Source organism: Paenibacillus sp. RC334, from assembly GCF_030034735.1.
GTDB lineage: Bacteria > Bacillota > Bacilli > Paenibacillales > Paenibacillaceae > Paenibacillus > Paenibacillus terrae_A.
In genome coordinates this window covers 481,943-504,117 of sequence record NZ_CP125370.1, presented here as the reverse complement: position 1 = coordinate 504,117, position 22,175 = coordinate 481,943, and the positions used below count along the sequence as shown (strand labels likewise).

Genomic DNA, 22,175 nt, shown 5'->3' with positions numbered 1-22,175 from the left:
TGTCTAAAACCTCCGGTTATATATGTCATCGTACGTTTTTCCCGTTGCGGTGACCTCTCCGTACGTTTTCTCCGTTGCAAGCAGCTCCGCATACGTAAAAAAACGGAACACGTAGTCGATTGCGAGATGCGCCGGGATAATCTCGCGTAACGTCTCTTTCAAAATGTCGATCTGCGCAGGCACGCCAAAAACGCCTACGAACGTAATCGTAAGCGTGTAACTTGCGATATTCGGTGTTACGTCTACCTCTCCGTTCGCATACGCGGACGCAACGTTTTCAATTAACTCCGCATTTACTCGGCCGACGCCGCGAAGTTTACCACGCAAGACCTCGCGCCGCTGCTCGTAAGTCTTCGTTGGGTCCGTTGTAATCCCGAATATGCGTTCCCAACGCGTAAGCCCCCACGTAGCCGAGCCGATGTAAAACTGGTCGAGTACGTCGGAAGCGGACGCACTTATACGCGCCAGTTCTTCCGCTTCTCGGTCGATAATGTTTCCAGCGATACGGGATTCGTCGTAATAACGCGGGAGAGAGTCGCGCATGAACTGGCGAGTTTCCGCTACTGTTTTCGTCACGTAATTGTCACCGTCCCAAGCACCGCAACCTGTCCGTCGGCGACGATGATATTGCCGGTCGTACCGTTAAGCGTTAGTGACGCGTAATCTCTGACCGGAGGTAGGTCGATGACCACGTTGCCGATCTGATTAATACGGACGATCGGGTCCGCGAAAGCCAGCGTTTCGAGGTACGCGCGAGATCCCGCGGTGACCAACGCTTTCACTTCGTCCAGCGTAGCGCCCGGCGCTAAATCTACGTCTGCTACGATGTTAATCGGCACCTCTTCCGCGCCTACAACGGTAGCTACCGCACCGAGCGGAGCTTGCCCTTCGCCGCGCCCGTCCTGTGTCGGATCAATATACGTCTGCGCGGCGGTAATAATGGGCGCGTCAGGTGCGGTCTTATCGTCTCCGAGTAACACGACTTTAACGGTACCAGCTCCGCTCCAGACCGGATAAACTCGCGCATCCGCAACGCCTGGGACTTCACGAGCCCACTGTCTGTAGTGATTTGCGTTGCCCGACGTGACCGGGCGGCGAGCCCTCTCGTAGTAGCGATCCCTGAACGCACCGTCCGTCTCCCCATCGACTCCGCCTTCGAAATTTACCGGATTAGTAACCGTTACAATTCCGACAAGATCGCCCACCATCGTATTGACTGCGCCAATACTTACGTTACCGGATGCGCCCGCCTCTTCTGCTGTAGTTGCTACCGTTGCATTGGTGCTCGCGATTGTTACGTCAGCCGTCGTTACAAAATAAACCGGAACGGTCGCGCCTGTTGACGTAATAGTACCCGCAGGAATAACCGTCCCATCCGGTCCCGAAAACGTCAATGTACCCGTCGCCTTTACAGCAGGTTTACGCGCAAGTCCATAGTCGGCTGCGCGACGGTCGAGGTAATCATCGCTTGTTGTATCCGTAAAGCCCAACGTGAGGACCGTGTCCAGCTCCGTGTAAAGTCCGGTCATTTCGATAGCAGGCGGACTTAACAAATCGTTCGTAACCGAGCCCTGCCGTTTGTCGATATCCTCCGGAGATGCGTCGAGCATCCGCTGCAATATCGCCTCTTTCGTTTGATCCTCGTACATTACACCGTCACCTCCATCGGAATTTCCTCTCCGTCCACGTCAACGTAAAAAGAGACGAACAAATTGTCCGCCTCCTTCGTTATGTCAAATCCGTATACATCGTCGATCCTGTCATCGTAAATAAGTGCTTCGGTTATGACGCGGGGAATCTCCGTTTCAAGCAGCTCCATCGGAACGTCTTGACCGATCAAGTCTTCGAGCTCACACCCGTAGTCCTCATCGTAAATCGAGAAATGAAATCGTGACGTCAATATCGCTTTGAGGATAAACTGGCGGATTGCCTCGCGCCCGTCGATTATCCCGCCGACTGCTCCGCTATCTAAATCCAACGCGTACGTCCGGCTCGGTTCCACGTCAGTTTCCGTAACTACGTCAAGGTCCTCGCTCAAATCAACGTCAACCGCCGATAATGGACTAAGCGCCATCGGCCGCACCTCCAATCCGCCCCAACACGATATAACGTTGTCCCGCGCCAAACGACGCAACGGCCACGCGATCGCCCGCCTTCAGCGTATCGTGAAACGTAATCTCGAACTCGCCGGACGTGAATGACCCGAAGTTAAATACGTCGCTGAACGCCTTCGAATTAACAGGCGCAGACGATTCCGTTTCCTTCGTTACACGAGTATAGCGGTTGAATTCGAGCGTAGTCGGCTCCACCGCTTTAACGGACACCTTCCGGGTGTGTTCACGCAAGTGCTCCGGAACAATTACGTCGTCTCCGTCGAGTTCGATTTTCATGTTATCGACTTGTACGCGGAGAGCTGGCGGAGGGGCGATGATCGTCGCGTATTCGATATCGACCTCTACGTTGTGTCCGAGCTGTTTAATAACGTCGCGGAATTGCGATACGCCGCCTCCGTCTATTCGTTCGATCATTTCTTCGCACCTCCTCGTATTGACTCCATCTCCGCTACGGTATCGAGAACTTTCAGCGTTGACCCACCTGAAGCTGCTTTTGTGGTCTTTTTCTTCGCTTTCTTTTTCTTCTTCTTGGCCGCTTCTTTCTTCGGTTCCGATTCTTCGTATTCTAATTTCGGCAAATCGTCCGTTTTGCTCAACGTTAGCGACATCATATGTGTACCGTTTGTAAACGTATGAGTATCCGCATTTACGTAATAGCCGCCAACAATATCCGTCATGCTCTCGAAGGCATAAACGGCAGTTCCCGCGACGACTTGCGTAATGCCTAGCGCATCTACGGACACGTCTTCGCCGACTTTGCCGAGTTCCTTTAGTTTGGCTTTCGCAAGTTGTTGGATCTGGCTGGCGGTTGCGTCCGAATCTGCGGACTCTACGTGTTGCATCATTCCGTATTTTTTAATCAGCGCGGCATCCTTGGCCGTAGACGTAATCGGCTTTTCGTCCGTGCCGCCCTGCGCCTTGACCGCTGTCCGCATCTCCTCAATCGACTGAGACCGTCGCGCTGACGTAATGTTAACGCCATCTTCCAACATCCAGCGGACAATTTCGTCCTTCTTCTCACGCAAAAAAAGCTTACCCTCGCGCGAGTAAACGAAGAATTTACGATTATTTTGCTTACGTGTTTCCGTCAGTGCCGTCGTAATCATATCCCACAACGACATGTCACGTAGTATCAACTTCGGGATAACGTAGCCCGTGTTTGCAACGGTGCCAACCGGAATCCCAAACGATTTACAAAGCGAGGACACGATCGCACCAGCCGTCTTGCCGACGAATTTCTGCGTATCTACATTTTTCGTGAGATATACGTTTTCATCGTACGCAGTAATCGTCGTGTCACCTCTATCGTCAATATCGTACGTAAAGATAACGCCGCGGAAGAGACCGACATCATCTACGTAAAAACGCAGTTCCTTCCCGAGTTCAAACGCGATCCGCTTGTCGTCCGCATTTAGTGTATTGGAATACGAGATAGACAACGTGCGGTGAGGCTGCGCTACATCTCCAGACCATGTTGCGGACTTGACGAGCGGCTCGATCCAATACTTTCCGTCGTATAACAGCTTAATTTGCGTAGCCATTACGGAATCACCAACTTTTGCCCCGGCTTAAGTACGTTTGGATTCGGCCCGATTGCGGACTTATTCTTCGCGTACAGTTCCCGCCACCTGTCGCCGTTGCCAAGTACGTCCGCTCGCTGCGCGATCTTCCATAGCGAGTCACCTGCCTTGACCGTATACGACTTTGCCTTAACGGTTGCGTTCGGACGCTTTGCCGCCGAAGTAAGCTTCGGCATTGTTTTCGACGCGGAGCCCGTAAGCTTTTTATTGTCCGATTTCTTTGCGATGTCGATAAAAACGTGTTCTTTCAGCGACAACGTATAATAGATATCGCCCGGCTCACCGCCGCGCTCTTCGTACTCAAAACTTCGGATAGTAACCGCGAAATTAACGGATGTTCCGGTGATGATAAACCGGGCCGGCTTACCGCTGCGCATCCATCGTTCGATTATCGCGACATATTCGCGCGGCGCCTTCAGATTCGTGTACGAACAATAGCCCGCGTTGTAGTCCCGCGGGAAAAATGAAGACATCGAGAACTCACGGAGGCGTTGATTGCCGATTATCGTGTACTCGCCGAGATTCGAAATCTCAACGTCTTCAAACCCGTGGGTCATCGTTGTTTGGATACTCTCGGGGTTGACGGGAAGCCATAAGACTTCCGCTCCGTTGTTATACTTGAGCCAAAACTGCAAAACACCGCCTCCTATCTCGCTAATTGAAACGCTAGTTGACGCGCTAGTTTATCAATATCTGCATCCTCGCGTATCGTCGTACCGTACATGTTAATTACGACACCGCCCGCTCCGCCTTTTCCGCGCTGTTGGTCGCGCCACTCGGACGCCTCGTGCTTCGTGAGCACCGCTTCGTCCTTGTGGAGACGCGCAGGCATGTCATTACGCGGAACGGTGTCGATACCGCCAGCAAAGCCGGTCGCTCTACGGAAACCCGCCCACAGGCTCGTATCGTTAGGGTCTACTTTACTCGACGGTGCCTTCAGCTCCGTAGGTCCTTTTATTACGGGCGTTCCCTTCGGCGTGCTATTAAGCTGCGCATTATACTCCAGCAGACGCTCTCCACCCGCCGCGCCGCTAACTTCACGTAACCCTGTCCGCAGAAAGTCGATTGTGCTCTTAACCCACGGACTGGCAGCGATACCTAACGCTACGGTAAGCCCTATCGGGTTAGGTGCCTTACCTGCGATAAACAAACCGAGGATAAACGCAAACTCCGGATTATTGACAATCGTGCTCGCAAAGTTCTTTCCGATAGCCATTGCGGAGTCCTTCCCGAATTGCGCAAACTTTTCGGACGCGCCTCCGTTCCACCAATCGGATAGAGTCTTTTTAACGTCATCGAAAACGAACGCGATTTTACTCTTAATATCCGGAAGCTTGTTGAACTCCGGATTGTTTATAAAGTGCGTCTTCAAATACGCTTTCGACGTATCGACTGCACGTTGCATGGCGGCAGTAATTCGCGGTGTATATTTAACGACAAACTCCGAAGCCGCCTGCGCCAGTCGTTTTAAGATCGGCATCGTAGGAAGCAACGCGGAAATCTGCAACGTTTCGATTGCGCCCTGGAACTGCTCGACCGCACCCGCTGCGCTGTCCATCTTCTTAGTTGCTACTGAAAGCGCGGTTACATTCGCCATTTCCTGCTGAAACTTCTTAACGCCAGCCGCGCCTTCTTTGAAGAGAATATTACCGGCACGTATCGCATCGGACCCGAATATCTGATGCAAGTAGTATTGACGTTGCTCGTTCGTAAGCTTCCCGAATCGGTTCTTTAACAAGTCCGCTACTTGCGCTAGGTCTTTAATCTCGCCCTTATTATCGTAGAAAGCGGAATGAATCAGGTTGCTCGCTGTCAGGAATTTCTTCGTTTCCTTCGTGGCCTTGGACGTTCCGACCTTGAGTCCCGTCTGCGCTGCGACGTATTTCTCGATGTCCTTGGTGACCGCTTGGACGGAAGTACCCGTTGACTTAATGCCCTTCTTGCTCATAAAAGCGAGTGCATCCGTAGTATTTACGGTCAAGAGGTTGAAGTCTTCGAACATGCCGTACGCCTTGTCCGTTGCTGGAACCAAGTTAGACAGGAACGTCTTCAGCGATGTACCCGCGTCTGCGCCCTTTAATCCGTTATTCGCGAACAGACCTAACGCTGTATTCGTATCCTCAAACGACATCCCTACGCCATCAGCGACGGAACCAACCGCAGCCAAGGAATAACGCAAATCGTGTACGTCAGTCGCGGATGCGTTCGCGGTACCGGCGAGAATATCCGCAGCTTGCGCCGCCTTTAGCCCATCTTTTTTGAAAGAATTGAGCGCGGTTGACATGATCTCCGCAGCCTCTGCCAATCCGAGACCGCCCGCTGTTGCGAGGTTGAGCGCCGCGTTAAGTCCGCCCTTCTTACCGACCTGTTCGACGCTCATACCTGCTTTGAGTAATTCCTCGATCCCTTGAGCGGCCTCAAGCGCGCTATATTTCGTTGCAGCGCCTTGTTCGAGCGCGAGTTGTTGCATAGCTTTCGTCTGCTCATCGGTCGCGCCCGTTAACGCCTGTACTGTCTTCATTTGAGCCTCGAAATCCATCGCCTTTTTGATGGAGTCCGCCGCGAACGCGATCCCTGTAGTAGCAACGCCAATCCCCGTTGCTGCTACACCAAATTTCGTCATATTACCGAACGCTTTACGTAACGGGCGGGACATATCGTCAATCAGCCGCAAGTGTCCGATTAAATCGAATGAAATCGCAATTACCTCCTTCCTGCGGTGATTTACTTAGGTTTTTGTTCCTTCTCTATCTGAATCAGCATCGACGCGTACATAAAAAACCGATGCCTTCGATCTTTCGCGTATAGCTCGTCGGGCGCTATATGGTGGCGTTGAAATATCTCATGTAGCATCATCGCCTCTATGTCGCCCGACTTAATTAGTTTTTTGCGTCTTCAACGAGCTCCGCGTCCTCTACGAAACCGGAAAGCGCTAGGATAGACTGGATCAATCGAGAATGTTCACCAGGTAATAGCGCCTTCTTTACGCAATCGGATGCGTCGGAAGCTTCGTAATGGTCTCTCAGCGCTTTGTCGTTAAAGTCAGGATCGACGGCACTTTTTACGATCAAAAGACGGTCGAATAACGAACTATCCACCGAACCGTCTTTACCAGTCGTTGCCTGGGAACGTGCCCGTTCGATTGTCTCTCCGTCGAGCGCCGTAATCGTGAAATGCGTTTTCAGTCGCGGAATATAAATCTCTTCCTTCAAATCCGTCGTCGCTCCGAGTAACGCTTCAAGTCCTTTAGCCATCTATGTCAACCTCCGTTTATTTTCGAAATTAAAAAAGGTCCCGAAGGACCTCCGTATATTAAGCTGCGCGAATTTTATCCATAACCTCGTAGCCGCTGAACAAGAACGTAAGCTCCTGCTCAACGATCGAACCGACCTCGTAATTGATAATCGGAATCTTATCGAACGTGACGTTTTTCAGCCGCACCCGATAGGCTCCGAACGATTCGGGGTCGTCCAGCTTGATGACGAGTTCCGTAGTAAATGCCGGGCTCTTATCGTCCGTAACCTGCGCCATCTTCTCGATCCATTCCGACGTAACCATGTAGCTCCCGATTGAGCCGGAGCCCTTCAGCGACGTTACCTTATTACCGATCCAACGCGTACCCGCGAGCTTAACGTCCTCGAAACCGATCTCGATGTTCGCCTCGCACGAATAAACGTTGGACATCCAGTTACCGTCCGCGTCGTTTACGGCTCCGTACGCGCCAGAAATGACGCGTGTAGCATCTAGTACCATCTATTTTTCACGCTCCTTTATACGTTCACCGTGATGAAGATACGTTCCATTGAATCGACCTCTACGTAGCTAATTGCGAGGAATACTTGGTCGCCTACGGATGGGAAATTCGGATCAAGTCCGACCGCAGGTCCCGACAGTACGCCCGAGATTTCCAAGCGTTCCAGGTACGCCTTAATCGCAACCATCAACGTGGCCTGACCGTCAGCGTTGTTATTGAGCTTGCCGATGTAATTGTCTTCCGCGGTTTTGGTAATGTCCGTAGAAATCGCCTGACGTGCACGCATATTGCGGACTTTTTGCTTCGATGTAACGAGACCTTGCTTAACCTTCACGCGAGTACCGTCGTTAACGAAAACAAACGAACCGGCTGTAAGCGCTGCGTCAAACTCCGTCTTGGTCAAGCGCCGAGTCACGTCGTCCGCCGGTACTTGCGCGTAAGTAGTCGAGCGGTTAATCGCAGTTCCCGCAATCAAGCCGGCCACCCACGGAGCGAACGCGGACGAAAGATACGTTTTGGTGCCGATAACCACTCCGCTAATCAAGTTGACGATGTAGTTGTCCGCGTTAAGTACGGACCGCGCATTACCAAGCGCAGGATCGGCGTCTGTTGCTGCATCGCCTCCGATTACGGAGATAAAGTGCTTGCCCTCCGTCCGATTACGGATTGTCCACGTCTTGGTTAACGCTTGCTCGTCCGCGTTAAATTCACCGTCGAAAACAAACACGTTAAATTCGCGAGCATCGTAAGCCGCACGCATATCCGTGTAGTCCTCGGCGACTGGCGTTTTCGGCATCGTATAGACGAGCACGTTTTTAGCACCGCCCTGCAACGCAAATAAGATCGACTGGATATTAGCGCTCCCGAACGTATCGGATGCGGCTTTCTCCGTTTCGACCGTGTAAAACGTCTTGGCGGTCGCCTTCGCACCGTAGTTAAGCAGCGGAATTGCGACCGTACCGCGTGCGCCTCCGTTAATCTGCGCTGCGGCCGCTTCGACATAATTGATGTACAGCCCCGGCTGAATTTCTAATGCAGTTGGATCCCACGAACCTCCGGACATCTAAAAACCTCCTTTGGAAATAAAAAAGAGCGCCCATTGGGACGCCCTGCTTACACGTAACGCGGATGTATGTGATTGATTTTGTCATATTGCTTTTGCGGCTTCTGCTCGCGTACCGTCGTCTGCAAAACACCGACCGTCGCGTATATCTTGTTCTCCGTCAGAACCGGTTGACTGAATCCGAAGCCCTCAAAGCGCATATGCACGTCAGGCAGTCCGCCCTCTGCGTAAATAGCCGCGCTCAACTCGGACATAATCGGCAGCGTCTCCTCCGCATACTTTGCGAAATGGATGATCTGGTAATCGCGGTCGATTCGGTAATGCATTCCGGTTTCAAGCGTCCGACCATCACGCAAAAAGCGGACAACAAAAAGCCCCGGCGTAGGCTGCTCCGGGACTGTCTGCTTCTCGTATGTTGCGGTCGTGTATTTCCGCTTTATGAACGCCTCTATCGCTTCAATCTCGCTAATCAGCGCCATATTACAGCCCCTTTCGCCTGATAGCCGCTTTAATTTGGCCCTCGATCATACGCTGCCACTCGCGCTCATTCTCTTCCGCAGGCTTATCCAAAAACCCCGGAACAGTTCCCGGCGTAGTTGGATTGCGGAAGGAGTCGCCGTGCTTTTTCGGAAACTCGTCGTTAAGATACGTAGCGTAATCGAACTTACGTTTACCTTTAACCTCGATCGCAGACGCGCTGATCTCGCCTACCCATTTATCGCCCTGCTTCGTAACGTCCGTCGATATAGACCGCCGCAACGTACCGGTCTTCAGCGGAGCAATGTCCGTAGACTCCCGCCGCCACTCGTCCATAACGTCTTGAACGCCTTGCTTCGAACCGTCGGCCACCGCGTTCTCCAGTCGCGAACCGTAGCCCTTGAAGAATCGTCCGATAACGCGCTTAATGAACGGAGCCCCGCGTGTGGCGTCAAAATCAAGTCTGTTTACCGCCATCTATACGTTCACCTCCGTTATTAGCGCCTTACCGGATAACCCGCGTTTAGGCTGGATTGCGATTGGCTTGCGCTTAATCGTTACGCCGAGTTCGTTTGTGTACGTAACCTCGTCGTCGTACGATACGTCCGCCAGCTTGTCGATTAATATCGTCATGCTTGATACCGTTTCGTCTCCGAATTGATTCGTAACTGTCTTCGTCTGCTCGGAAACGCGTGCGGATACTGTTACTTCCGCTCCGGCCGATGAGTGCCCCCACCCGCTGCCTTTCGCAGCCTTCGTTATCGTTATTGTTTGCCGCATGGATACGAGTGGCACGTCACATCACCGTCCATTTCGCGGAACGCTTCGATATTTTAACGCCATTTTCCGCGCCGATAAGGTCGAGTGCAGTCTGCGGTATAAACTTACGTAGATCGTCGTAGGGCATCGTCGTACTTCCGTCCTTAAACGTCACGTTAAACACGCCGGTCAAGCCGAATGATGCGGTGCCCTGACGCTGGAGACGCCCGGTATCGTTGTAGAGTATCGAAAGTACATTCGCAAACTCGTATGTCGCCGCGTCCGGAATGACGTATTTCGGATAAGCTGTTGTGAGCGTTCGTCCTGCGACGTTTAACATTCGTTGTTTTCTCGCAGCGTCACTCGCTTGCCAATCCTCTACGTCAAGACAAGACGCGTTAATGTACGCATCTGCCGCTAATATCGTAGTTGCCACGGTAACACCTCCGTTTATTCGTCGGAGGTTTCCGCTTGCGCCTTCTTAGCGCGTGGTTTCTTCGGTTCCTCCGGTTCTTTTTCGTCAATACGGCTAATCCAAACAGGTACGAGCACGTCCAAACGTGCTATCTCGCCGGCATCCTCGGTTACATAAACTCCGCATACGTCAAACTCGATGCCGTCAAGGGAGTAATGAGGGCTTGCGTGGTACTTCGCCATTCGCGTAGTCACCTCCGTTAAATATAAAGAGGAGCCGAAGCTCCCCAATTAAGACACCGCTGTGCTAATGTTATCCAGGATTGCGATCTTCTCGCCCGCATTCTTGACTGTTACACCGTACTCGCCGCGAATCTGACGAGCAACAAAGTCAGCGCCCGGTACAGTAGCGTCCACGTCATGCAGCGCACGGCCGCTCAGTGCGTCGATGGACAGGATATCGCGGTCAAACAGTGCAATTTTATTTTTCGGAAAGTTCGGATCGACGATGACGGTTGCTACGGAGCCGCCCACGATATCAGAAACGAACGTTTGGATCTTATGGCCGGTAGCGGTGTCCGTGCGCTCAGTCCGAATCGTATCGGAAGCAAATTTCGTGATTTGACGAGCCCCCGCGGTGTTAGTCAAGATGGTGTTTACCGATCCGCCACGCAAGTAAATTTGTTCGGACAGGTCGTTCAGAAGCGCAGGGGTAACTTCCTTACCCTCGGCATTCTTTTTCGCAGCGCCTTTCTTGTCCGCAAAATAAAGCAATCCGCCTGTTGTACGAGGCATACCAGCGGCACCACCAATACGGCGACCATAAATCAACCAGTCATTCATCTCGCGTTGCATTTCTTTTAGACGCAATTGTACTTGGTAGTTCAGCTCATCCGTAACGTTATAAGTTCGCACGTTCTGTTGTGTACCAGACACTTGCGCATAACGCTCGATGATCTGCGTCACATTGTGATCTACGAGACGGTCATGACCTTCATCGACACCGGGCAGCGCACCTTCCAACTGCGGACGGGCAACGATGCGAATCTCTCCGCCGGCTTCGATCGCTGCTGCGTTTGTGCCATCGTAACCACGGACAACGGTAATGACGTCACCAGCTACGGCAGTAACACGCATATACTCCTCGCCAGAAACTACGATCGCATTGACGCGGAATTTGAGTCCGTCACCTTCAGCGACAGTGATTGCCGTAGCACCTACCGCAGCAGCAGAAGCAGCAGTTGCGCGGTTAGAGTTGAGGTTATCGGACATCCATTCGAACTTTGTTTGATACAGAGAGTTGGAGCCTAGCCCCACAATGCCGAGCAAGTTTGGTGCGTCCTCGATAATTAGGGAAATACCCGCTTCGAGTTGGCGCACTTGGTCCTGAAAATCGTAAGTTCTCAACATGTATAAACTTCCTCCTTATATTTGGGCAAAATAAAAAGCCTCGGATTTTCCGAAGCTTTAGCGCGTAAGTTTATTGGATAGCTCGACGACCTTTGCGAAGTCTCTGATTCGTTTTGCCTCCGCAAGTTGCTGCTCAAGTGTACGTGTTTCCTTGTCATACGGATTTCCACCGGAAGGGCCTCCGATTGGCAACGGTTCTTTTTTCGGCTGCTCAACCAGAAACGGTTTACTCGCGATTAACGCATTTACTACGTCCTTGACACCGTTGATACTTCCGTCATCCCCAACGGACGCAGTGCTCAAATCCGCCAGTACATACGCGTCGTCAATCGCGTCTGGTCTAACGTTTAACTCACGCGCCAACGTGCGAAATTCAGCCTTAATGAGGCGTTGATTAGCGGCTGTTAGCGCTTGGTCACGCTCAGCCCTCGCAGTCTCCGCAGCCCTCAGTGCTTCGGCTTTTTCCGCCTCAAGGCGTTCAGTTTCGGTCATTTCCGCCTTCTGCCGTTCTTCATCAGCAAGCTCTAACTCGGTCAATTTCGTTTTAAGCGCGTCGTAATCTGCGTACTTCTTACGTTCACGGGCGATACGATCCGCAATTAGCTGGTCGAGCTCCTCCTGCGTAAAGGTCTTCGAAGGCGTCGGATCGGCTGGCGGGTCCGGCGTTGGGTCTGGATCACCCTCCGCAAACAGTTGTAGATTTAGCGGATACTTAACGTTGATTGTTTTACTCATATGTCTCCCCGCGTTTAAGCGCCGCGTAGCGCATAGTATCCGTCAGTTTTAGGACGTATCGTAGGTCCGTTATTATTTCGGATTTCGTACGGGCATTAAGACGTGTCGGCAACGTGGATGAAATATCTCACGCCGAGGTAGGTCACCGTAATACGGGTAATCACCGGGGGCGTCCGGCGTTAGCTTTATAATCCGCCCCTCCCAATTACGGCACGCGTCTTTTGCTCCGTGGCTTGATATCTGCGCATAATAAACACCGCGGCCAAGCGCTTCGTTTATCGTAGCTTGGCGCTGTGTTTCCGCCATTTTCGTACGGACAAGCATATCGACATAGGCTTCCGGTTTCCAGCGGCGACCTTTTGCGTCAATGATCCCGGTATCGACCGCATCGCCGAGTACCTTACGCATTCGATCGAGCACGTCATGCTGAAGCGTCGTGTTTCCGTTTATTCCTTGCGATAGATTCGCGCGAAGCGACTCCGCAAGAGCCTGGCGTATAGCCGCTTTCGTTTTGCGATCCATATTCGCAGTTACGGCGAGCACATCCGCGTGCGTGTCTAGTATTGCAGCCGCCAACATATCGCGATTAGCTCGGTTCAGCTTCGCTTTTTCCGCAGCTTCAAGTAGCGTTTTAGCAGCGCCAAGATCAATTAATGCGCGCTTTACGCCATCCTGCGCGGCTTTCGTAAGATTGTCCTTCACCCATTCCTTAGATTCCGCGTTCAGTTTCGCGAGAGCTTCTGAAGCTTCCTTCGCGGCTGCATCCGCTGTCTTGCGGTTAGCTCCCCGCGTAAATAAGCGACTGACGGCGGAACCAATAGCCGAACGAGCACGCCGAAAAGCCCCGAGTAGTTTAGACACGGGGCCATCGTAATTCGGATCGTCCATTAGGCGTCACCACCTGGGTCGTCGTGATTAAAAATAGAAGCGTCAACAGTGCCCGAAACGCGCTGCTCGTCTTCGTCAATTCGACGGACAAGCTCGGCTGCCTGCGAGTCATCTACGCCGTCTAAATCTTTGATTGCGTCAGTAACCGACCATGTAGGTTTACCACCAGTGCGCAGGTTAGCGACCTCTGCCGCTTCTTTCTCGTCACGCGGAATCCCATCGCGCCAGGTAATCGTAGGGTACACTGCTTCGTACGCTGTGAAATCGTCGACGCCGTCGTTGGCGTGGTTCTCCAGTTTCATCGCCTTCCACAACGCATTACGTAGGCCCCGATCAACATGCGCTCTAATGCGCTTTACCTTGGACAAGATCGGCATAAACCGGGCTTTAATCGCGCCAGCGTCCGTATGTGATGTTCCTGTTCCGCCTTTATCAGAGGCAAGCGTCGTCCCAAACAGCCATTGCGGCGTCTCGCTGATTTGGTAAACAAGGCCAAGAAGAATATCGAGCTCTTTAAACGCGCCCTCCAGTTGAGAATTCCACGTCATATAACCAGGTGTTGCGTCGTCCTTGGTTACGGGAATATAGCGCCCGCCGCTGCGTACTGTCGCGTCGTCGTCCTCCTGAAAATCGGGTCCATACGCGGTTGGGTCGCTGTGCTTCCACAGGATATAGTCAATCTGTACTAATCGGTCGTTAATCGCAGCCAGAACGCTCTCCAGCTTTTCCGTACCGCTTTCCCCGCGCCAATCTGCGTCTGTCGTCTTATACGGGACATGCTCGACAAGCAATTCCGGCATGCCTGTCGGCACAACGTCCTGCTCCCGTCCCGTCGGAACTGACTCTCCGATGTTATACGTTGGAATAGGCGCTCCCCATCGGTCATCGACGCCCCGTTCCGTAAGCTCATACCTTTCGTACACGATATAGCCCGGTATATGACGCTCCACGTTTAGGTACGGCGTCTCTGTAGTCGGGATTCCGGATAAGAACGACATAATTCGGCTGCTATTCTCTATCTCCCACTCTACCCATGCGATATTTACCGCCTTAAATCGCTTCTTAGAGCCGCGGGACAGCTCCGGAAATACAATTGAAGCGTCTACGGGCTCAATAATCGGCTCCAGCGGTGCGTCCGGCGCATCCAAACCGAGTTGCAGCGTCTCAGATACGTCCGCACGTTGTCCGTAGTACGTCTTGAGAAACGAATCGCCCCGAAAGCCTGCTCCGATTACGATCTCGTGGATCATCTGCGTTAGGTCGTTCTCTTCAACGATACGACTTAGCGCTGTTTGTTCGGGGGATTCCGGATCATCTCCGGTCTCAAACGTGGGCGCCTCACCGACCATCAAATCCGCGGGCTTCGTCAGTAATACGTCCATAAGGTTGACCGCGATAAATAACGTTTTGAGCTGCGGCGCAAACGGCGTATCTTTTAGGAGTCCGGAGGCGCGATCGTATATCTCAACGTGGCGCCCTTGGTAAATAGCCCGTCCGCGATCATACTTCGCCAAGCGAGGAATCTCATAAACCGGCGGATATTGAGCTCCGGTATAAAATAGTTTCGTTTCTCTTGCGTCATAAAACTCCGTCACAAAGATCCTCCTTTCGTGGTATAATTTCCCTATGATATAGAGGAGGGATATTTTTGAGCTTCTTTGATAGACTGGACAGCAAAATAGAAGAAATTGAAAGTGATCAAGACAGAAAACAAGCGATTGAAGACAGGAAACACCTTTTAAGTGAAATCAGAAGTGCTTTTCAAGAATTGCGAGAGGAGGCTGCAAACCAAAACGCGGATTTTAGCGTCACACCACCAGCATTAGGTACCGATACCACTTGGTTCGTACAATATCAAGGTCGCTCCTTTGCTGTATTCACTGATGAGGTTATGCACAACCTTAAAGAGAACCAAGGCACTGAGGTTAAGTCAGCTATCGAGAATATAATTATTTCAAAAATAAATTAGGTTACATCCATTTCGGCTTATTCCGGAGCTTCTTCCGCCCCGTCTTCGCAATACTTACGGCCATTTCGAGCGCATCCGGTAAGTCATCGTGGCTACCGGACCCGTACAACTCGAATTGCTCCAGTAATAACGAATGTTTCCGCGAAAACTGAATAGCGCCGCTCTCGATATCCGGGAGCAGCGCTTCTATACGGAGGTCCTTACGGGACCGTTGATGTATTTCCTTAACGCGGGTCTGAGCGGGATAGCCCGCAGTCCTTAACGCTTCCTTTAGCTTCTGGACGAAAAACTCCTGCGCAGCCTGCGCTTCCGCCGCGATTGCTGTCGGCTGGTATTTCAGCGTCTTCTCGACTATCACGCGCATAAACTCGTCTGGCTTAACGCGTTCCCCATACGCATCAATCACGTACTTCGTACCGCTCTGTTTGTGCCGTGCAATCGTAACAACCGCAGAGTAGTCGCCCCGTGTTTTGCCCATTGCGAAGTCGATTCCGAGATAGACGTCGTACTCGGAAACCGGACGCGGATATTGCGAAAATACTTCGTCAAGTTTTCCGTCCCAATACGTGAATGTTTCCGGATTGAAAATCATCGACTCCGAATCGACCGGATTGTTCATATACTCCGTGTTGAACGCCTTTGTCCCGTTATCCCATTTCCACGTCATCAACTTCCACAATGGCTGCGCTTCCGGCCACAGCACGGTAGCTCCGCGATCCATTTCCTCGTGATTCATCTTGTACAGCGCCCTTGCGTCCGCAGCTCGATTCGGATTATCTCGGTCGGTATAAACGAGGCGACACGCTTCCCATAAATCCATACGCTCAGGCCATTCGATAACCGCGCGATAGACTCGTGACTTAAAGTCTGACCGCTTGTACAGTACGTTTACGAGTAGCGCCTCGTGATGGACCGTTGTTCCCATGTATACGAAGGCTGTACGCTTACCTTTCGGGTCACCGAGCGGAACGACAGTCTGTGCGAACCAGTCACGCATCTTCTGGCGTAGTTCCGGAGTGGCCGCGTTAGACTTGATGTCCTCCAAGTCGTCACATACGATCAAATCCGGACGGACACCGTTCCAGTTACGTCCACGAAGCGCCTGGCCGGTCGATGCCGCTTCAACCTTCGTTAGCATTTTCGGTACGCCGTTGTCTGTCGGCTCCCACGCGATAAACTCCGAGGAATTATCCTTCGGGTTCTCCTGTTGTTTCGGAGACAATAAAGGACCAAAGTCCCTCCGCAGCTTCTCGTTATGCTTGAGCTGCATTGATATCCAGTCCAGGTTACCGCTCGATACTGCCGGCGTCTCCGATATGATAATTTCGTACTTACGTTTCCGGTACACTATTTCGCGTAGGGGAAACGCCTTGGAAAGATACGTAGATTTAGCGTGAGAACGGGGCGCAGCGACTGCGACCTTATCGTTGGTATTAACGTTAGATACATCGTCCATTATCACGCTAATTTCACGGTGAAAATCAGGCGCATCGTCTACGTCTGTTATGTCGAATCCGTCCCAATTACCCGCGTTGCCCGGATTTTTAGCTTCCGAGAAGTATTCGAGAGCGAACGCAATCAAGTCCGTTTCAGCTTCGTTGATTACGCTTAACCGCTCGTACTCCGAAAGCTGCGTCTCTATCTCGCTTTGATCCTCGGCACTTAAGGCGGCGATATCTACGCCATCAAGTGCGTCAATTAGATCGGCCAGTTCGTCTATTTGCGCTTCCCGTTCTTCCCGACCGATCCATTTTCCGTTAACCCAAGCGATAGATACCGCCTCCTCCCTTAGTTTTGACGTAGATTTAGCGTGAAATTAGCCCGTTTCGTATTTTCCGAATAGTCTCGTTAGGGTCAACGTGTTTAAACGCTAATTTCACGTCAATTTATAGGCAAGTGCTGCGAACATAAGCGCGTCATTGGGGTCTGCCGCATATCCGTAGGCAAAATGAAACGGCTCCGACTTGCCGACTCTCGCGTAATACACCTGCCAGTCTTGATCGTAAGTAACGTAGGATTTCGGATGTAGCGTAAGCACCTCCGCCAAACTTTCGAAGTGTTCAGCGAACAATTTAGCGCGATCTTGCGGTGACATACCTCTAAGCTCGAACCAATCCATACGTTGCACCTCCGTAAAAGTCAAAAGTTAATTTTGATACGTGGATTATTTGCGCACCAGATTCCGGGCCGCGCGAGGGGGCGCTTGGGGGTACGTCGTTTCTTCACCGTAACACAGCGTTAAATCACCGCAATTTCTGCGCCGTTCCCCTTCTTCGTTCTCTAATCGTAAAGACTCCGATATACACCGAGTATGCACGTACATGTTCACAAAATACGCGTTATGTGTAAATGTCTGCGCTCGGAACCCGCGCCGTTACTGCGTTCAATCTCGTTGCATAAATCCGCGTTATACATTGCATATACATTTCCAGCGCATAATACGGATAACCCGCGTTGCTATGCGGATTAGCCCCGTTACATACTGGAAGATTATACGTGTATTTCCCGTATCCCCTATCGCGTTTATGCACCGCTTATTCAACGAACGAACGTCCGAGATACGGTGATATATTCGTAGTGTAACGCGGTGTTACGGTGAAGCGTACGGGTGAATTCGGAAAGTTTCGGGGAGGGCGTGCGTCGGGAGCTTCGTGTAGGCAAAACGCACCCGATCCGAAAGTATCCGAAGGCACCGCGCATAAATCGCTTCTTATATATACGCGCCTATTCCGTATCTTCGGAATCGTTCCCCTTACGCACCTTAAACGCCTCAATCCGTGCCCTCAGCGCTTCTACATCCGTAGCATTCGCATCCTTCGTTTCAACCTCGACCTTATCCGTCAACATCCCGTTAATTTGAAGCACGAGTTTAGCGGCTGCTGCGTTACCCTCACGGATAGCCCATTCCGCCATAGATTCGACTACTTCCGGTAGCTTAGCGCTATTGTTACGGATGATCGCACGCTTTAGCTCCGCATCAAATGTCGGTGTCTTACGCCAGTTCTCCAACGTACGCGCAGTAACTCCGCAGATAGCTGCGATCTCTTCGAATGTCTTACCACCCTTATTCGGAATAGATAACCACTCGATAGCTACGTACTGCTCAGCCGTTATTTTCTTCGCCATACTTACGCCCTCCCTCCGTGTTTTTAACGTGTAAATAACGCAAAGAACCGCCTCTCCTACGCTCAGGCAAGGCGTAGAGTAAGACGGTTAATTTCACGTAAATCTAACGCTTAAATCCATCCGCCTAATCCCCCGCGATTGAAGCGCAGTAATACGTATATAAACCAGAATAACGCAGGAAGTGCGATTATAAACGCGGCTGCCTTTGCGAGCTCTATTGCGTCAGTCTTCGAATCACTCCGTATTTCTACGTACGTAAGCATAAGTAACCCCGCTAAAACTAACGCAGTATGAACGCATAACCAAACGATTAATAACGTAACCATGTACGCCCTCCTTCCGCTCACTGTACGTTCGCTTACCGTTTATAAAAGATACTGCGCGTCGCTTCGCTCCTTGCCGTCGCCTATCGGCTCCGAACGCGTATAGAGATTATTTATCAATATACTTTTCTGCGTGATACACAAGGAACGAAGTTCCGCAGTGTCGGACGAAGTCCGGTATCAAAGACTAAGAATAAATTTGACCCCCTAAAACGCTGAAACCCGCGCCGCTCTAAGGCGGAAGCCGCTTTTTTAGTGTTCGCGTTTTTACCGATGAAAGACCGTTTTTGTTCGCGTTTTTACCGATGAGGAATTACGCAGCCCGTTTCGCGAAGTTATTTCGGATGGAAAACATCTCCCGCAACGTCGCGTCTGGCTTCCCGTTCTTCCGGTAGAACACGAATGGATTGATCTTGTAGTAACGATATTTTCCGTAGGACACTTCGGCAAATACGCACTGATCCCCGAATTTAAGATTACGCAGCTTCGTATAAACGGATTTAGCGGAAACCCCCGTAACCGTAGCGATATCCTCTTTCGTAAGCGGTAACGTATTCTCAACGTCTCTTTCGTAAGGATTCGCGCATATCGTATTCGTTTCGAGGTGTATGTAGCGGAGCAATTTGTACACGAAGCCGAGATCCTTTGCATTAACCTCCGTATACAGCTCCTTCACCTTCGCGACGAACGTTTTGACTACCGCGAGGTTGTCCGTTTTACCTTGGAAATGGTAACGCGGGTTCAGCCGATAACGGTCGCCACACTCGTAAATGACGTCGTGATCGGTCATCTCACGAAGAAAGTTATGTAGCGCTGTCCGTCCGAGCTTCAGCGTACGCATGATGTCCGCGCGGCTCATTGCGGTCTTGTCCGGATTCTCAAGGATTGCGTCATAATTGACGAAGCATTGCAAATAAAGAAGGTATCCGCAATTCTTATCGGATACCTTCTCGGTTACTTCGTCGATATTATGCATATTTGTAACGGTAAACTCCGGAGCGCGTCCGTTTGTCTGTATTTTTGCGTAAGATTCACGTTGTTTTGCGGTAGTAATGCGGTCACCTTCGTTGAGCAGCGGTACATTATCGTAGACTTCGCCCGTTTCCGGGTCAATTAGCGTTTTGAATTCGGCCATATTCGTAGCTCCTTTACGTGGAATAACGTAAGGGTGTGCGGAGTGTACCCGCAACATTCTACTTCCTCAATATATATAGTCATGAAATCAACAAAAATATAGGTATACAACACAAAAAGACGAGGAATTTACGCAAATCCGTCGAATTACTCACGTATGAAAACGCTAATTACTGACGTAGAATTACTCACCGCAGCACTCACACAAGCACGTGTTACAGTTTACGAAAAGGACGGACGAATTGCAGATTACGGAGGTGTGATCGAAAAGTATACGCCTGAAAGCGTAAAGATAGCGGGAACGTATTTTAGGCGTGGAGAATACGTATTTAAGGCCGAGAGCGCACGAAAAAAGCCGGAATAGCTCCGGCCTAGTGCGTTATATTAGCGTTGAAAGCTCCGCCCACTTCCCGCCAGCGATGCGCACGTACAAGCGGCCATTTGCGTAGCGTCCTGCGCAGAATTTACGTTTATTCATTGCGTAAGCACCTCCGCGTATTATTTATTTCGGAATACAATAACCGCGACAATTATCGAAGCGACTAAAGCCGCAATACTCACGATCCACGTTAACGTATCCATACGATTACCTCCTATAGAGGGGCCGTAGCCCCGTTTTATCTCTCTCTAATTTCGAAGTAGCGCTTATGAATCGGTGCGAACATCTCGTAAAGCTCCGCCTTCTTCATTCTTGTGCTGCGCCGTTCAATTCCCTGCCAGAACGACTCGTACTCTGAATCGGGTATCTGTCCTTTTAGTGCAAATAGTGTGTTCTCGGCTATAGCTATTACCTGCCACTTTTTCATGTTAACTACCTCTCACCCGCGTAAGGCCGCCGCCAATTGTATATGTTAACCTCGTATGCTATGATTGGGTATAGAAGGCGCTATGTAAGCCGCCCTCTACCAAGGAATCCTTAACGTCTGCGCCGCACGCGTCGTTTACTGGTTCCTTTTTTCTTTTTATTACGGCGATGTGTCTTCCAGATAGCAAGTGCTGTAGCCAGTTGTAGGATTGCCGTAACAAGATTAACCCAATCTTTCATATTGAAGTTCTCCTTTCCGATGACTCTTCGTATGTGTCATCCTTATACACACATTATACACTAATGTATAATCATTAGTCAATAGTTTTGACAAAAGTTTATTTTTCCTTTATATTAGGTATATAAAAATGTTCGGAGGAGTGGCATAATTGATTAAGGTGACCCCCAAGCTAAGCACTATATTGAAAGAACGCGGACTCACGCAAACTGAATTAGCAACGGCAGCGGGAATCCCGCAGGCAGCTATATCTAGGTTCGACCGAGCCAGCCAAGGAGCATACGCAAACATTATCGCCATTGCCCGCGCGTTAGATGTGTCAGTTGAAGAGTTGTTTGATATAGAAAACGAATAGAATAAATTATTGACTATTCACTTGTGTATAGTGTATAATTGACTTATGAAGTTAATTTTACTTTTGAAAGGAAGTTATACAATGGAAGAGATAAAGCAATTACTAACAGCCTTAATCGAAAGAGCTGACGTAACGAACGCCAAACTAGACGGTATCGAAATGCGTCTATCCACGTTGGAAGGCGAAGTAAAAGGCGCGAAGGAAGAATTAGCAGACGTAAAGGGTAGCGTTGACTTCCTCGTCCACAAAATGGGCGAACACGATCGTGATCTCTACGTTATCAAAACGAAGCAAGGGTAAACAACGAGAGCGCCGCGTAAAAACGGCGCTCTTTATAGTACGACTACGCTGCGTACAAATTAAGGATCGTAGTACTTTGCGTAAACTCCTCCGTTAGCTCTCCGTAGGTATCGTTAAGGTTGTACGTAATGACCGGACCGGGCGCAGTATCCTTGCGGTATTGTACGGCACGTACTTTATTACGAATCTTCGCGTTCTCGTCAACGTACATTAACTCGTCGATGGTCCGAGTACGTCTATTTGGGTATCGGTAGTCCCTGCCGTCGGCTCCGACGCACTGAGCCGCTTCTAACGATGTCTCTCCCGACATATTAGAATCTTGCCCGCGTCCGCCGTAGCGCCTACGGTCTAACTGCGTACCGCTCAAAATGGGATACTCGTTATGTTTAGTTTTGTGAGGGTTACTATCCCGCAGGTCGTCGAAAAGAATCAGGTCGCTAATTCGGTCTAGCTGAATGTGGTCCGGGCGGACTCCCGTGTATTTTATATAGGCATCGATTATGTTTTCGGCTTTTCTTGCCCTATCTTCGTACGACGTCACAGACGCGCCGGCTAGGTGTAATAGTAAGGTGGTGTACTCCTCGAATTGCGACTTGTATTCCTCCGTAAACACATCGACTATTGACATGCCTCACCGCTCCTTTGCGATTGTATGGCTTTTTGATATTCGGCATCCGCGTCCGCCCGGACGTAGGTAGCTATAATAAGTCCAGACTCCCCCGAGACGTAAT

The 22,175-nt window shown here is 50.8% G+C and carries 30 protein-coding genes; 4 read left to right on the top strand and 26 right to left on the bottom strand.

Annotated features, from left to right (window positions below):
- Positions 1 to 3: 3 nt before the first annotated feature.
- From QMK20_RS02475 to QMK20_RS02385, 19 genes are all read right to left on the bottom strand, one after another.
- The gene (locus QMK20_RS02475) at positions 4 to 576 is read right to left on the bottom strand and encodes a putative phage tail protein (protein ID WP_283654447.1); all 573 of its coding nucleotides are present in this window, start codon (positions 574 to 576) and stop codon (positions 4 to 6) included.
- A complete protein-coding gene (locus tag QMK20_RS02470) occupies positions 573 to 1,649 on the bottom strand; it encodes a baseplate J/gp47 family protein (protein WP_283654446.1) in 1,077 nt (358 codons plus the stop codon). Before QMK20_RS02470 ends, QMK20_RS02475 begins: the two co-directional genes overlap by 4 nt.
- A complete protein-coding gene (locus QMK20_RS02465; protein ID WP_283654445.1) occupies positions 1,649 to 2,074 on the bottom strand; it encodes a DUF2634 domain-containing protein in 426 nt (141 codons plus the stop codon). The genes QMK20_RS02470 and QMK20_RS02465 overlap by 1 nt, the downstream gene beginning before the upstream one ends.
- On the bottom strand, positions 2,064 to 2,528 hold the full coding sequence (locus QMK20_RS02460; RefSeq protein ID WP_283654444.1) for a DUF2577 domain-containing protein: 465 nt from the start codon (positions 2,526 to 2,528) through the stop codon (positions 2,064 to 2,066). Before QMK20_RS02460 ends, QMK20_RS02465 begins: the two co-directional genes overlap by 11 nt.
- Positions 2,525 to 3,655 carry an XkdQ/YqbQ family protein gene (locus QMK20_RS02455; RefSeq protein ID WP_283654443.1) on the bottom strand — a complete coding sequence of 377 codons (1,131 nt, stop codon included), beginning with the start codon at positions 3,653 to 3,655 and terminating at the stop codon, positions 2,525 to 2,527. Before QMK20_RS02455 ends, QMK20_RS02460 begins: the two co-directional genes overlap by 4 nt.
- Positions 3,655 to 4,329, bottom strand: coding sequence for a LysM peptidoglycan-binding domain-containing protein (locus QMK20_RS02450; protein ID WP_283654442.1), 675 nt, complete (start codon positions 4,327 to 4,329; stop codon positions 3,655 to 3,657). The genes QMK20_RS02455 and QMK20_RS02450 overlap by 1 nt, the downstream gene beginning before the upstream one ends.
- Positions 4,330 to 4,340: 11 nt before the next feature.
- Positions 4,341 to 6,317 carry a phage tail tape measure protein gene (locus QMK20_RS02445; RefSeq protein WP_283654441.1) on the bottom strand — a complete coding sequence of 659 codons (1,977 nt, stop codon included), beginning with the start codon at positions 6,315 to 6,317 and terminating at the stop codon, positions 4,341 to 4,343.
- A gap of 256 nt (positions 6,318 to 6,573) precedes the next feature.
- Entirely contained in the window at positions 6,574 to 6,948 is a 375-nt protein-coding gene (locus QMK20_RS02440; RefSeq protein WP_283654440.1) for a phage tail assembly chaperone, read from the bottom strand.
- Positions 6,949 to 7,006: 58 nt separating this feature from the next.
- A complete protein-coding gene (locus tag QMK20_RS02435) occupies positions 7,007 to 7,447 on the bottom strand; it encodes a phage tail tube protein (RefSeq protein ID WP_283654439.1) in 441 nt (146 codons plus the stop codon).
- Between the two features lie 17 nt (positions 7,448 to 7,464).
- The gene (locus tag QMK20_RS02430; RefSeq protein ID WP_283654438.1) at positions 7,465 to 8,511 is read right to left on the bottom strand and encodes a phage tail sheath subtilisin-like domain-containing protein; all 1,047 of its coding nucleotides are present in this window, start codon (positions 8,509 to 8,511) and stop codon (positions 7,465 to 7,467) included.
- Between the two features lie 50 nt (positions 8,512 to 8,561).
- The gene (locus tag QMK20_RS02425; RefSeq protein WP_283654437.1) at positions 8,562 to 8,990 is read right to left on the bottom strand and encodes a hypothetical protein; all 429 of its coding nucleotides are present in this window, start codon (positions 8,988 to 8,990) and stop codon (positions 8,562 to 8,564) included.
- Between the two features lies 1 nt (position 8,991).
- Entirely contained in the window at positions 8,992 to 9,465 is a 474-nt protein-coding gene (locus QMK20_RS02420) for an HK97 gp10 family phage protein (RefSeq protein WP_283654436.1), read from the bottom strand.
- The gene (locus QMK20_RS02415) at positions 9,466 to 9,768 is read right to left on the bottom strand and encodes a hypothetical protein (protein ID WP_283654435.1); all 303 of its coding nucleotides are present in this window, start codon (positions 9,766 to 9,768) and stop codon (positions 9,466 to 9,468) included. It lies immediately after the preceding gene.
- A 16-nt stretch (positions 9,769 to 9,784) separates the two neighbouring features.
- Positions 9,785 to 10,183, bottom strand: a complete 399-nt coding sequence (locus QMK20_RS02410; protein ID WP_283654434.1) for a hypothetical protein — start codon at positions 10,181 to 10,183, stop codon at positions 9,785 to 9,787.
- 14 nt (positions 10,184 to 10,197) lie between these two features.
- The gene (locus tag QMK20_RS02405) at positions 10,198 to 10,404 is read right to left on the bottom strand and encodes a hypothetical protein (protein WP_283654433.1); all 207 of its coding nucleotides are present in this window, start codon (positions 10,402 to 10,404) and stop codon (positions 10,198 to 10,200) included.
- A 48-nt stretch (positions 10,405 to 10,452) separates the two neighbouring features.
- Positions 10,453 to 11,571: an SU10 major capsid protein gene (locus QMK20_RS02400; protein ID WP_283654432.1), complete on the bottom strand. Its 1,119-nt coding sequence runs from the start codon at positions 11,569 to 11,571 to the stop codon at positions 10,453 to 10,455.
- Between the two features lie 57 nt (positions 11,572 to 11,628).
- Positions 11,629 to 12,306 carry a phage scaffolding protein gene (locus tag QMK20_RS02395; protein ID WP_283654431.1) on the bottom strand — a complete coding sequence of 226 codons (678 nt, stop codon included), beginning with the start codon at positions 12,304 to 12,306 and terminating at the stop codon, positions 11,629 to 11,631.
- 72 nt (positions 12,307 to 12,378) lie between these two features.
- Complete coding sequence (locus QMK20_RS02390) at positions 12,379 to 13,194, bottom strand: phage minor capsid protein (protein WP_283654430.1); 816 nt, start codon at positions 13,192 to 13,194, stop codon at positions 12,379 to 12,381.
- A complete protein-coding gene (locus QMK20_RS02385; RefSeq protein ID WP_283654429.1) occupies positions 13,194 to 14,789 on the bottom strand; it encodes a phage portal protein in 1,596 nt (531 codons plus the stop codon). The genes QMK20_RS02390 and QMK20_RS02385 overlap by 1 nt, the downstream gene beginning before the upstream one ends.
- A 53-nt stretch (positions 14,790 to 14,842) precedes the next feature.
- Here QMK20_RS02385 and QMK20_RS02380 point away from each other — a divergent pair, with 53 nt between their 5' ends.
- The gene (locus QMK20_RS02380; RefSeq protein WP_025365274.1) at positions 14,843 to 15,163 is read left to right on the top strand and encodes a hypothetical protein; all 321 of its coding nucleotides are present in this window, start codon (positions 14,843 to 14,845) and stop codon (positions 15,161 to 15,163) included.
- Between the two features lies 1 nt (position 15,164).
- Here QMK20_RS02380 and terL read toward each other — a convergent pair whose 3' ends face one another.
- The 4 genes from terL to QMK20_RS02360 all read right to left on the bottom strand — a co-directional run bounded on the left by terL (position 15,165) and on the right by QMK20_RS02360 (position 19,747).
- Entirely contained in the window at positions 15,165 to 16,745 is a 1,581-nt protein-coding gene (terL, locus tag QMK20_RS02375) for a phage terminase large subunit (protein WP_349361905.1), read from the bottom strand.
- A 294-nt stretch (positions 16,746 to 17,039) separates the two neighbouring features.
- Entirely contained in the window at positions 17,040 to 17,282 is a 243-nt protein-coding gene (locus QMK20_RS02370; RefSeq protein WP_283654428.1) for a hypothetical protein, read from the bottom strand.
- 605 nt (positions 17,283 to 17,887) lie between these two features.
- Positions 17,888 to 18,289 carry a phBC6A51 family helix-turn-helix protein gene (locus tag QMK20_RS02365; RefSeq protein ID WP_283654427.1) on the bottom strand — a complete coding sequence of 134 codons (402 nt, stop codon included), beginning with the start codon at positions 18,287 to 18,289 and terminating at the stop codon, positions 17,888 to 17,890.
- Between the two features lie 636 nt (positions 18,290 to 18,925).
- A complete protein-coding gene (locus QMK20_RS02360; RefSeq protein WP_283654426.1) occupies positions 18,926 to 19,747 on the bottom strand; it encodes a hypothetical protein in 822 nt (273 codons plus the stop codon).
- Positions 19,748 to 19,903: 156 nt separating this feature from the next.
- On the opposite strand from QMK20_RS02360, the gene QMK20_RS02355 reads away from it, so the two are divergent.
- Positions 19,904 to 20,110, top strand: a complete 207-nt coding sequence (locus QMK20_RS02355; protein WP_283654425.1) for a hypothetical protein — start codon at positions 19,904 to 19,906, stop codon at positions 20,108 to 20,110.
- A gap of 253 nt (positions 20,111 to 20,363) precedes the next feature.
- Here the strand turns inward: QMK20_RS02355 and QMK20_RS02350 are convergent, their stop codons facing one another.
- Both QMK20_RS02350 and QMK20_RS02345 read right to left on the bottom strand, forming a co-directional pair.
- Positions 20,364 to 20,552, bottom strand: a complete 189-nt coding sequence (locus tag QMK20_RS02350; RefSeq protein WP_283654424.1) for a hypothetical protein — start codon at positions 20,550 to 20,552, stop codon at positions 20,364 to 20,366.
- Between the two features lie 110 nt (positions 20,553 to 20,662).
- Positions 20,663 to 20,791, bottom strand: a complete 129-nt coding sequence (locus QMK20_RS02345) for a hypothetical protein (RefSeq protein ID WP_283654423.1) — start codon at positions 20,789 to 20,791, stop codon at positions 20,663 to 20,665.
- Positions 20,792 to 20,949: 158 nt separating this feature from the next.
- Between QMK20_RS02345 and QMK20_RS02340 the strand changes: the two genes are divergently transcribed.
- Both QMK20_RS02340 and QMK20_RS02335 read left to right on the top strand, forming a co-directional pair.
- Positions 20,950 to 21,144 (top strand): helix-turn-helix domain-containing protein, encoded by a 195-nt coding sequence (locus tag QMK20_RS02340; protein ID WP_262384591.1) that lies wholly within the window; start codon positions 20,950 to 20,952, stop codon positions 21,142 to 21,144.
- 81 nt (positions 21,145 to 21,225) lie between these two features.
- A complete protein-coding gene (locus QMK20_RS02335; protein WP_149093404.1) occupies positions 21,226 to 21,444 on the top strand; it encodes a hypothetical protein in 219 nt (72 codons plus the stop codon).
- A 43-nt stretch (positions 21,445 to 21,487) separates the two neighbouring features.
- Here QMK20_RS02335 and QMK20_RS02330 read toward each other — a convergent pair whose 3' ends face one another.
- Positions 21,488 to 21,811 carry a hypothetical protein gene (locus QMK20_RS02330; RefSeq protein WP_283654422.1) on the bottom strand — a complete coding sequence of 108 codons (324 nt, stop codon included), beginning with the start codon at positions 21,809 to 21,811 and terminating at the stop codon, positions 21,488 to 21,490.
- Positions 21,812 to 22,175 lie beyond the last annotated feature (364 nt).